General features: G+C 37.6%; 12 protein-coding genes and 1 riboswitch. Of the genes, 9 read left to right on the top strand and 3 right to left on the bottom strand.

Annotated features, from left to right (window positions below):
• Window positions 1–634: 634 nt before the first annotated feature.
• Window positions 635–1867 carry an aminopeptidase gene (locus ACERJO_RS02980; RefSeq protein WP_373646498.1) on the bottom strand — a complete coding sequence of 411 codons (1233 nt, stop codon included), beginning with the start codon at window positions 1865–1867 and terminating at the stop codon, window positions 635–637.
• Between the two features lie 121 nt (window positions 1868–1988).
• Window positions 1989–2032, top strand: a riboswitch (PreQ1 riboswitch).
• A 122-nt stretch (window positions 2033–2154) separates the two neighbouring features.
• Between ACERJO_RS02980 and queC the strand changes: the two genes are divergently transcribed.
• From queC to ACERJO_RS02950, 6 genes are all read left to right on the top strand, one after another.
• The gene (queC, locus tag ACERJO_RS02975; RefSeq protein WP_373646497.1) at window positions 2155–2820 is read left to right on the top strand and encodes a 7-cyano-7-deazaguanine synthase QueC; all 666 of its coding nucleotides are present in this window, start codon (window positions 2155–2157) and stop codon (window positions 2818–2820) included.
• Entirely contained in the window at window positions 2820–3245 is a 426-nt protein-coding gene (queD, locus tag ACERJO_RS02970; RefSeq protein ID WP_247105414.1) for a 6-carboxytetrahydropterin synthase QueD, read from the top strand. The genes queC and queD overlap by 1 nt, the downstream gene beginning before the upstream one ends.
• A complete protein-coding gene (queE, locus tag ACERJO_RS02965; RefSeq protein WP_247105415.1) occupies window positions 3242–3949 on the top strand; it encodes a 7-carboxy-7-deazaguanine synthase QueE in 708 nt (235 codons plus the stop codon). Before queD ends, queE begins: the two co-directional genes overlap by 4 nt.
• A 22-nt stretch (window positions 3950–3971) precedes the next feature.
• On the top strand, window positions 3972–4469 hold the full coding sequence (gene queF / locus ACERJO_RS02960; protein WP_247105416.1) for a preQ(1) synthase: 498 nt from the start codon (window positions 3972–3974) through the stop codon (window positions 4467–4469).
• A 749-nt stretch (window positions 4470–5218) separates the two neighbouring features.
• The gene (locus ACERJO_RS02955; RefSeq protein WP_247105417.1) at window positions 5219–5389 is read left to right on the top strand and encodes a hypothetical protein; all 171 of its coding nucleotides are present in this window, start codon (window positions 5219–5221) and stop codon (window positions 5387–5389) included.
• A 215-nt stretch (window positions 5390–5604) separates the two neighbouring features.
• Window positions 5605–5856: a hypothetical protein gene (locus ACERJO_RS02950; RefSeq protein ID WP_373646496.1), complete on the top strand. Its 252-nt coding sequence runs from the start codon at window positions 5605–5607 to the stop codon at window positions 5854–5856.
• A gap of 48 nt (window positions 5857–5904) precedes the next feature.
• On the opposite strand, the gene ACERJO_RS02945 is transcribed toward ACERJO_RS02950, so the two are convergent.
• Entirely contained in the window at window positions 5905–6417 is a 513-nt protein-coding gene (locus ACERJO_RS02945) for a manganese efflux pump (RefSeq protein ID WP_247105419.1), read from the bottom strand.
• Window positions 6418–6626: 209 nt separating this feature from the next.
• On the opposite strand from ACERJO_RS02945, the gene ACERJO_RS02940 reads away from it, so the two are divergent.
• Both ACERJO_RS02940 and ACERJO_RS02935 read left to right on the top strand, forming a co-directional pair.
• Window positions 6627–7268 carry a nitroreductase family protein gene (locus ACERJO_RS02940; protein ID WP_373646495.1) on the top strand — a complete coding sequence of 214 codons (642 nt, stop codon included), beginning with the start codon at window positions 6627–6629 and terminating at the stop codon, window positions 7266–7268.
• A gap of 93 nt (window positions 7269–7361) precedes the next feature.
• Window positions 7362–7643, top strand: a complete 282-nt coding sequence (locus ACERJO_RS02935; RefSeq protein WP_247105421.1) for a hypothetical protein — start codon at window positions 7362–7364, stop codon at window positions 7641–7643.
• Here ACERJO_RS02935 and ACERJO_RS02930 read toward each other — a convergent pair.
• Window positions 7632–8210, bottom strand: coding sequence for a hypothetical protein (locus ACERJO_RS02930; protein ID WP_247105422.1), 579 nt, complete (start codon window positions 8208–8210; stop codon window positions 7632–7634). The genes ACERJO_RS02935 and ACERJO_RS02930 overlap by 12 nt on opposite strands.
• Window positions 8211–8466: 256 nt before the next feature.
• Here ACERJO_RS02930 and ACERJO_RS02925 point away from each other — a divergent pair, with 256 nt between their 5' ends.
• Window positions 8467–11313 carry a 2-oxoglutarate dehydrogenase E1 component gene (locus ACERJO_RS02925; RefSeq protein ID WP_373646494.1) on the top strand — a complete coding sequence of 949 codons (2847 nt, stop codon included), beginning with the start codon at window positions 8467–8469 and terminating at the stop codon, window positions 11311–11313.
• The last annotated feature ends 6 nt before the right edge of the window (window positions 11314–11319 follow it).

The raw sequence follows: 11319 nt of genomic DNA, 5'->3' as shown, positions 1-11319 counted from the left end.
TATAAGTAAAAATATGCTCATTTGAAAAGAATGTGCCTAACAACAGAAATGGATCTAAGCGGACGGGATGGCCGACTCCAGCAGGAAGAAAGGGCAGGCTGAAATCCACTGGCGTTAGCCAGTTAGTTCAGCGTCCTCCTGCGGAAAGCGTGCCCCCATCCCGGGAGCGAACGGTTTTTCTCTTTTTTTGTTGAAATCTCTTATTTATAGTTAGGGTTTGTTAAAAAAGTAAACCATGAACTACTTTAGAGTTTAATGGGGATTTTTCAAATAAGGAGCAAGATATCACCTAGTGTATGAACCATTCATATCTAAGCGGAGTTGATAACAAACCTAATTAAATGAATTTTAAATAATAGTAGTTGGAGAGAAGCTGAGAAATGGAGATGTATAAATGCACTTGATATGGTCATCTGTACAAAGCACGTTAGTACTAGTTAAGGTGATTTTAGGATGACTAGGAGATGCTTCTCTAATAATGATCTTAGAGAATTATAGCCACGTCTTGCCGAAGATATAACAAGACGTAGCGAGGAAATTAGATAAACTTTATTTGATTATTGTGCCTGTTTTTTGAATAAAAGGTTATATAAGTAATTAAATCATTGAGAAACTTATAACATCTACGTTCTTATTAAAACGCCCAATTCCCATCGCGGAAAATCGGCTCACGCTTCCCGTCTTCATACACACCATCAATATTCATATCCGCAGAGCCCATCATGAAGTCAACATGCGTTAAGCTCGTATTCAATCCGTTTTTCTCAAGCTCTTCTTTGGACATCTTTTTTCCACCCTCGATACAAAAAGCGTAAGCAGAGCCTAAAGCTAAATGGTTTGACGCATTTTCATCAAACAACGTATTAAAGAAGATAATATCCGCATTTGAAATCGGAGAATCGTGAGGAACGAGTGCGACCTCACCAATATAGCTTGAGCCTTCATCCGTTTCAATTAAACGCTTTAATGTTTCATAGCCTTCTTCCGCTTTGAAATCAATCACCTTGCCGTCTTTAAAGGTTAACGAAAAATTATTAATGAGTGTTCCTCCGTAATTTAGTGGTTTCGTGCTTGAAACGGTCCCATTCACACCCGTTTTCTTTGCCGAAGTAAATACTTCTTCGGTTGGCATGTTAGCAACAAAAGATACACCATCTTTATTGATACTACCTCCGCTGACCCAAAGGTGAGTAGTCGGCAACTCAATGACAAGATCCGTCCCTTCAGATTGATAATGCAGAGCATGAAAATGTTTTTCATTTAATGTGTTCATTTTTTGGTCAAGGTTATTTAAGTGGTCGTTCCAGGCGGATACAGGATCGTCCTCATTGATTCTTGTTGCTGAGAAGATCGCCTCCCAAAGCTTATCCATCGCTTCTGAAACAGGAGCATCCGGAAAAACCTTTTGCGCCCATCCTTCTGATGGAACTGCGACAATGGACCAGCTAATCTTATCGCTCATAATATAAGAACGGAAGCCTTCCATGGCTTTTCCGCTTGCTTTATTCATATTAGATACGCGCTCTGGATCAGCCTCTTTTAATAAATCTGGGTTTGAGCCGGTAATACTTAAGAAGGCAGCACCGCCTTCTGCCATTTCTTCATAGCCTTTTGCGATCCATTCCGGATACTCATGAAAGGCCTCATCGGGGGCAAGCTTAAATTTCGTCTTTATTAATTCCTCGTCACTCCATTCGACATGGACATTTTTCGCACCAGCCTCGTATGCTTTTTTTGCTACGAGTCGAACGAGGTCTACTGCTGAAATCGGAGAGCGTACAACAAGAGTTTGATCTTTTTGAATGTTCACACCGACTTTAACAGCAAGCTCAGCGTATTTCTCTAATTTTTCCGCAAAACTGGACATCTTTATCTACCTCAATTCTAATTTATATTAATGCATTCCATTCATTACATACTATACCAATATTATGGCCGAGAGAAAAGAATAGCACGACATTGTTTATTTATGCTATGATAATAGTGATAAGAAAGAGGTTCGCGAACTCCCTCTATAAAAAACTAAGGTGATAACTGTACAGTGGTACAGTTTTCTTGTCGTTTTATTATAAAATGATTAACCTAATAGGAGTGATCGAATGCTCGTTCTTCATAAATAGCGGCAATTAACGCTAATTAAAGGAGAAATGAGTCATGAAAAAAGATAAGGCGGTCGTCGTCTTTAGTGGTGGACAAGATAGTACGACTTGTTTATTATGGGCACTAAAAGAATTTAAAGAAGTAGCAACTGTAACCTTTGATTACGGTCAGCGTCATTACGAAGAAATTAATTGTGCAAAAGATATTGTGAAGGAGCTAGGTGTTTCCTTTCACCTTCTAGATATGACCTTTATGAATCAGCTTTCACCGAATGCATTAACACATCATGATATGGAGGTCGAGGATGGGGTGGATGGTGAATTGCCATCAACCTTTGTTCCAGGTCGTAATCATCTGTTTTTGTCATTTGCGGCTGTTTACGCCCATAGCATAGGAGCAAAGCATATTGTAACGGGTGTTTGTGAGACTGATTATAGTGGCTATCCCGATTGTCGTGATCAATTTGTGAAGTCATTGAATGTGACGCTTAATTTGGCAATGGACCAACAGTTTGTTATTCATACACCGCTAATGTGGCTTAATAAAGCAGAGACATGGGAGCTTGCTGATCAATTAAATGCTTTGTCATTTATTCGTGAGAGAACATTAACTTGCTATCATGGAGTGCGTGGTGATGGCTGTGGAGAGTGCCCATCGTGTAAACTAAGAATGCAAGGCTTAATGCAATATGAAAATCAAAAGGAAAGGAGGGAAGAATAGTGCTACAACAATTTTACCCACAGGTACCTCATTCGTATCGTTATGAATTAAATAAAGATATGAACTTATCTGCAGCTCATTTTATTCCAGATGAAAAAGCAGGGGTTTGTAAAAATATGCACGGCCATACGTATTTTATCAATGTTACGATTGCCGGTGATCAACTTGATGAACTTGGGTTTCTTATCGATTTTAAACAAATTAAGGACCTAGTCCATAAACGTTATGATCATACGCTATTAAATGACCATAACGAATATAAGGAAATCTTTCCTACGACAGAGCGTGTTGCAGAACAAATTTGGAAGACGATTCATGAAAAATTAAAATCGTTACCACATCAACCGAAGTGCTTACAGGTTCTCGTTCGTGAAACACCTACAAGCTATGTTGTTTATCGTCCTAAACCGGAGGAATTATCATGAAGATACCGGTAATGGAGGTGTTTGGCCCGACGATTCAAGGTGAAGGTATGGTCATCGGTCAGAAGACTATGTTTGTTCGAACGGCAGGGTGTGATTATCGCTGTTCATGGTGCGATTCGAGCTTCACATGGGACGGTACAGGAAAAAGTGTGTTAATGGATGCTTCTGCGATTGTCACAGCTCTTAAAGAGCAAGGTGATAATCGCTTTTCTCATGTAACCATATCAGGTGGGAATCCAGCCTTACATAAAGGACTTGCTGAGTTTGTTGAGTTATGTCATGAAGAGAATTGGACAGTTGCACTTGAAACTCAAGGTTCCTATTGGCAGGATTGGTTAACGATGATCGACGAAGTGACGATTTCACCTAAACCGCCTAGTTCAAAAATGAAAACAGATTTTAATCAATTAGACGATGTGATGTCTCTTTTGTCGTTGGAGCAAGTGAGTCTAAAAGTTGTTATCTTTGATCAAGATGATTTTCAGTATGCGAAAATGGTCCATCAACGTTATCCTGATGTTGCGATGTTTTTGCAAGTAGGGAATGATCAAGTAACCTCAACGAAGAAAGATGAACTCGTCTCTCAATTATTGATAAGGTATGAATGGCTGATTGAATTGACCTTAAGCAGTGTCGAAATGAATGATGTTCGTGTATTACCTCAACTGCATACTTTTGTGTGGGGAAATAAACGAGGCGTATAATAACAGAAGTGGAGGTGAGCAAATGAGCGGTCGATCAGATAACGAACTAGACGGTGTAAACTTACTCGGTAATCAAGGAACGGAATATACCTTTTCTTATAATCCTGCGGTCTTAGAAGTGTTTGACAATAAGCATCAAAATCGAGATTATTTTGTCAAGTTTAATTGCCCAGAGTTTACATCCCTCTGTCCAAAAACAAATCAACCAGATTTTGCGACGATTTATATTAGCTATATTCCAAATGTGAAAATGGTCGAAAGTAAGTCACTCAAGCTATATTTATTTAGCTTTCGTAATCATGGAGATTTCCACGAGGATTGTATGAATATTATTATGAATGACCTCATTAAATTAATGGATCCTCGCTATATCGAAGTGTGGGGGAAATTCACACCTCGTGGTGGCATCTCAATAGATCCATATACAAATTATGGACAGCCAGGGACGAAATATGAAAAAATGGCTGAGTACCGTATGATGAATCATGACTTGTATCCTGAGAATGTAGATAATCGATAGAATTGTACGTGTAATAAAAAGTGTTTTGAGTGACCACATTAAAATAAATAGTTTATTTGCAATGTGAAGAGTGCCTATTGATTAATTTCAATGGCACTCGTTTTTTTGTGATAAAAAAGTTTTATAGGAGTAGTTTAAATGAGAGGATTGTAAAACGTTTCAGTTAGATCTTCTCCAAAAGCCATTTCCAACGTATAAATAGGTGCATCGTAATTTTCATACATCATTACAGCAGACTCTTTTGTATTAAAATGAGAGTAAAGTTGACTGTTTTATTTGGTGTAAAATGTAAATTCGGCAAGTTTTTCAACATCCGTAAACAAGCTACCATCTTGCATACTTTCTGCAAAATAATGATTTCACATCGCAAAGAATGAAAACTCTGTTGTGCCTGTTAACATGATTAAGGGGACATAATGATAATCACCTGTTTGAAATTTCTCTTGTACGCAAACAAGAATTGTGTTATTTCAATCCTTACTTTCTTACATTAGGTTATAAGCTGATAGTGTACTGAGGAGTTGTAGGGATCTTTCTAAAATTCGTGTTTATGGCTCGAGACATACATACGCAACGTATCTTCTAAACATGTAAGCTTTGAACAAAAGTGTTGCTGGTGAGCCATTGAAAGCTATGTAGTTGTGAGGATAGTGACCGAATCGGTTTTCTAAGATTATTTTGTTTAGAAAAAGGGTTAGAAGGTAATGGTATAGAATAGGTATTGTAATGTTACTTAGGAGGTGTTAATGATGCGTCAAGTAAAAGTAATCAAAACGTCTTCATCTAAAACGATGGAGGACCGAATCAATGAAACAATCCAGAATTTAAGTGGTGAATTTGTCGACATTAAATTAACAGGAGCCTATGACGGGTCAAGCGAACGTTTCTTAGCCATTATTATTTACGAAAAAAATGAATAATTCAACACCCGTAATGAAGGTATTTCATTACGGGTGTTTTAAATTAAAGTCAAAATGATGAAATTATTGTCGACAATATGTCCTCAAGCTCTATCTAGTTGTAGGACTTTGTAGATTTATGCGCTTGCCTAGGAAATATTCTTACACAATAGTTGATCATTTCTCTACTTACAATTAAGATGAACATATATGAAGATGAAAGTGAGGAATGTCATATGGGTTTACCTCAATATCCAGAAGATTTTACTGATCGAATTCGTCATAAACGTACCACCGATGAAAATCTTGAAAAACGAATAAATGAAGAGATTCAAGCAATGATACAATTTATGAAGGGCAATCAGACGAATAATCACTCTGTCTCGTTTGAGGATGTTCTCATTATTATTGATCGTATATATGAAGATGGTGATGACTTCTTTGAAATTTCGGTTGCTAAACAGCATAGTGTAGGAATTGTTCGTTAAGAAAGAACTCAGAGGGAAACCTCATTGAGTTCTTTTCACATGTAAAAGCTACTTGACTAGTTTAAGCAAACCAAGAAAGAAGAATAGAAGGCTAGGTAAGAAACGTAAATAATGAAGGATAATACGACTTGTTGTAATGTGACCGTAAATGATCCCAAAAACAAAGGCGAATAGAATGATCATGCCCGATAATGGCGCGAAGAGAAATGAATGGTTTTGAAATCCTGCTTGAAATCCGTAACCGATATTATCGATATTCATAAAAAGGGTGATAACGAATAAAAACGATTTACGATAAAATGGTATTTCAAAAAAAAGGTGGTAAAAGGCTAATCCGATTAATAACAAGCCGGATAAAGTGTCGGTTAACGTTGTCGGAATGAAATCACCAACTAAACGGCCAAGGGTCATTGAGATCAAAATAATCGCACTAGAAAAGCACGCAATCATAATAATGAGAGATAATGGGATACGTATTCGTTTAAGCCCGAATAAGAATCCGATCGCAAACGCATCTAAACTGATTAAAAGAGCCATTAAGAAGATGGTTAGATAAGTCAAAATGATTCACCTCCGTTCAACCATCTTATGTACGAATAAAATGAACTAGTCTACTCAAGTGAAAGAAACTGCTTCGTGTTATGGATGGACAGACAAAGCTCGACGTGTTAGAAGTTAGAAAATGCTTAAAATGAGCAAATTAGTTTACACTAGAATGATACGTTAGATACGATAAAGGAAATGAATATATTGAAGGAGAGTACAGAAGAATGGGTATCCAAGAACAATTAGCAAGTGCGATCGCCGTAATGAACAATCGTCATTCGGTTAAACATTATAAGCCGGGTTTAGAAATAACACGAGAAGAAATGACTGAATTACTTGAAGCTGCAACGTCCGCACCCTCCGCTTGGAATTTACAGCATTGGCGCTTTTTGGTTATTGATGATCAAAAGAAAAAAGAAGAGCTGTTACCAATTGCATATTATCAACAGCAGATAGTTGATAGCTCCGCAGTGATTGTGTTATTAGGAGATTGTGAAGCGGGTCAAGAGGCAAGTGAAATATACGATGTTGCATTAGAAAAAGGTCAGTTGACAAAAGAAGTACGAGATGCACTTGTTAGTCAAATTGAACGTGCTTATGAACATGGGAAGGAAACGTCCTTTGCACGTGATGCGGCGTTTTTGAATGCTTCGCTTGCAGGCATGCAATTTATGTTAGCTGCTAAGGAAAAAGGGTATGATACTTGTCCAATTGGTGGATTTAAACGGGATGAATTAATCAAGACTTTTCACATTCCTCAACGCTTTGTACCCGTCATGTTGATGACAGTAGGAACAGCTTTAAAAGAAGCCTATCCATCAGAACGAAAGCCTATTGACCAAGTTACTGTTTATAACAGCTTTTAAGTAGTATGATCGTGAAGAAGTCCCAATGGCGGGCTTCTTCATTGTGACTTTTATGAGAAGAAATAAAAAAAGTAAGAAGGAGGAAAGGAGAAAATGATTGACTTAGAATTTGAGAATTATCATGAATGTACATTTACAGACATTCATGTAAAAGAAAAATATGAAGTGAATCAATGGACGCATTTTGTTATCGCTTTTTCTGGGGATGTGCCAAAGGAACTAGTTGATCCTGAAGCTTTAGTGATTCTGTCGGGACAATCCATTTTACAAGTTGTATTACGGGATGAAGGTTGTGATTGCCATTTGTTTCAGTTTACAGAAAATGAGAAAAAGCAATTTGAAGAATGGGTTCAGCAAAATGTGTTAGTTAATTGATTGGAAATAGTGAACAATTGCTTTTGGGTTGTCCCTTAGATCTATGAATTGACTTTTTAGGTTTTTACTATGAATTGCTTGGAAATCCCTTGTTTCTTGATAAACTTTTTTGATCATTTCTTTCATCGTTTTTTGATCACTCGACGTTAATTGCTCTTCAATTGTTGTACAAATAAACGTTCGACAGACGGCATTTTTAAATTGTGGGTGAAGGGAACACCCTTTTCCTTTTCTGAAAAATTGACAAATGGAATAACTAGTTCGTTTATCATCTTTTTCAAGCGGCGATAAGGATTGAGTGTTTAGCTGATCAAATGCTGAATCAACTTCGGCTTTCACAAAAATGGAGTAAGGATGAATGATAGCAGCTGGGTGATGATAGATCGACCAAAATTGATCCACATTATCGTTACACATTCGAAAAATATCTAAAAGTTGAAATGTAGGACTATATGAACAGCAACCAACCTTTTCTACTGTATCTTTCGGAGGTTGAAATTGTGGGTCTAGACAGTTTAAACAAGCTCTCGAAAGAAGTTGGTTATAGGTGTTGTCAATTTCTAGCATATATTTAACCTCCCATCAATGTAACATATCATAATTTATTGTTTTGTAAAAGAGGTTGCTTATGCCGATTTTCTTAGTGAAATGTTACAAAAGAACACTCTACCTATTGTGAAATAACCTTACAAAATAATTCTATGAATATATGTAGTAAAACTTTAACAAATTCGCTCAATATGTTAAAATACGTGTGAAAGCGTTATACATTGATTGCTATCATAGATGTTAGTTAGGAAGCAAATTAGGAGGTAATTACATCATGTCAAGCAAGGAGCACAATCCGGGAGAACCATGGCAGGGGTTTCATGGTCCGAATCTTGGCGTCGCCATTGAGTTATATGAGTCATTTCTAGAAAACCCCAATTCAGTTGATCAACATATGCGAGAATTATTTGAAGAATGGGGGCCTCCACCGACTGACCAAGAAACGGCATCAGGTAATCGTGTTTTCGTTTCAGCTTCACAAGTTGAGCCTTCATCGAATCAGATGAGGACGTATGTGAATGCGGTAAAATTAGCAGATATGATTCGCCGTAAAGGGCATTTAGTATCCGAAACAAATCCGATTAACCACTCAAGCAAGCATTCTGAAATTTTTGAATTAAAGCGATATCATTTAACTGAGGATTCAGTGAAAAATGTACCTGTTGATTTAATTTGTCCAGATGCACCTGCTTATGTGAAAGATGGATTGGATGCTATTAATTATTTGAAAGATGTTTACACTAAAAAGATTGCATTTGAATTTAACCATGTTCATGATTTGGAAGAACGCCAGTGGTTAGTACAAATGGTGGAATCAGGGGAGTATATTCCTTCATTTTCAAAAGAAACAAAAGTAAACCTACTTAAGCGTTTAACCCAAGTAGAGGGCTTTGAAAAGTTTATTCATCGCACATTTGTTGGGCAAAAGCGGTTCTCTATTGAGGGGTTAGACATCTTAGTTCCAATGTTAGATGAAGCTGTTAGAGATGTAGTACATAATGGTACAAAACACGTATTAATTGGTATGGCTCATCGTGGTCGTTTAAATGTGTTAGCACATACGTTAAATAAACCTTACAAGATGATTTTTTCTGAATTTTTACATGCACCAAAAGACTTAATTCCTTCTGATAATTCAACTGGAACAAAAAATGGTTGGACAGGTGATGTGAAATACCATTTAGGAGCAGATCGTCAAATTCGTGATGAGAATACAGCTGAAGCGATTGTTTCACTAGCAAACAATCCTAGTCACTTAGAATTTGTAAGTCCGATCGTGGAAGGGTATGCTCGGGCAGCGCAAGAAGATCGTAGTAAAAAAGGGTTTCCTAAGCAAGATGTTTCTCAGGCTTACTCGGTTTTAATTCATGGAGATGCAGCGTTCCCTGGTCAAGGTATCGTAACAGAAACGTTGAATTTAAGTCGATTAAAAGGATATCAAGTTGGAGGATCGCTACATATTATTGCAAATAATAATATTGGCTTTACGACAGAAACGTATGATTCAAGATCAACGACATATGCAAGTGACCCAGCAAAAGGATTTGAGATTCCGATCATTCATGTAAATGCCGATGATCCAGAGGCCTGTATTGCGGCTATTCATTTAGCAGTATTGTATCGCAATAAGTACAAAAAAGATTTTCTTATTGATTTAATTGGTTACCGCCGCTTTGGACATAATGAAATGGATGAACCTGCAGTTACTCAACCGGGTACTTATGAAAAAATTCGCAAACATCCTACCGTTCGTGCAATTTATGCAGAACAGCTTGCTAGCAACGAAGAGATCGCTGCATTCTACGGTGATGAATTAGATAAAGAATTTCAATCAACATTGCAAGCTGATTATGATGAAATTGTCGCAAAGAAGAGGGAAAAGACGTTTGAATTATCACCGCCTGATTATATCGTCAATGGGTTACCTAAGTTAAAGACCAATGTAGCACTTGAAACGTTAAAAGAATTAAATGAACAATTATTGAATTGGCCCAATGAATTCAAAGCGAATGTGAAACTCGAAAAAATTCTAAAGCGCCGTGGAGATGCATTTAAGGAAGACGGTAAAGTAGATTGGGCTTTAGCAGAAACATTAGCGTTTGCAACGATTTTGCATGATGGAACTCCTATTCGTCTCAGTGGACAAGATTCTGAACGAGGAACGTTTGCTCATCGACATCTTGTCTTACATGATCGCTCAAATGATAAGGTGTTCACTCCTCTTCAAGAATTTGATGGAGCCAATGCATCATTCGCTGTGTATAATAGCCCGCTATCTGAGCAAGCGGTAGTTGGTTTTGAATATGGCTATAACGTTCAATCACCAGAAACGCTTGTTCTATGGGAAGCACAGTTTGGCGACTTTGCTAATGGTGCTCAAGTTATTTTTGATCAATGGGTGTCAGCAGGTCGAGCGAAATGGGGGCAAAAGTCTGGCTTGGTCATTCTTTTACCTCATGGATATGAAGGTCAAGGTCCTGAGCATTCTAGTGGAAGAGTGGAGCGCTTTTTAGTACTTGCTGCTGAGAATAATTGGACGATTGCGAACTGTACGTCAGCAGCCCAATATTTCCATATTTTAAGAAGACAAGCAAAAATTCTACAAAAGAATGCTGTAAGACCATTAATTATTATGACACCAAAGAGTTTGTTGCGTAATCAGGATGTGGCTTCCACACATGATGCTTTTACTGATGGGGAATTTTTACCTGTATACGAGCAAGCAGGTTTAGGAGAAAAGGTCGATAAAGTTGAACGCATTATATTGTGTAGTGGAAAGGTTGCAATCGATCTAGCTGATCAAGTGAAAAAGCAAGATGAAGATTGGGATTGGTTGCATATCGCTCGAGTTGAAGAGCTTTATCCATTCCCAAAACGACCTATTCGTTCTTTGTTCTCAAAGTATAAAAACCTAAAAGAAGTTGTATGGGTTCAAGAAGAACCAAAAAATATGGGAGCATGGCCTTTTATGGAATCTAGAGTGAAAGAAATTGCACCCGAGGATGTGTCGGTTAGCTACATAGGTCGAACACATCGCTCAAGTCCATCAGAGGGAGATCCGGTTTCTCATAAGAAAGAACAACTACGTATTGTGACAGAATCTTTGACACGTAAACACTAAGAGGAG

The sequence above is a fragment of the Halalkalibacter sp. AB-rgal2 genome (genome assembly GCF_041821005.1).
GTDB lineage: Bacteria > Bacillota > Bacilli > Bacillales > Bacillaceae_D > Halalkalibacter.
The sequence above is the reverse complement of the archived record's forward strand: the minus strand, read 5'-3'. Positions and strand labels throughout refer to the sequence as shown.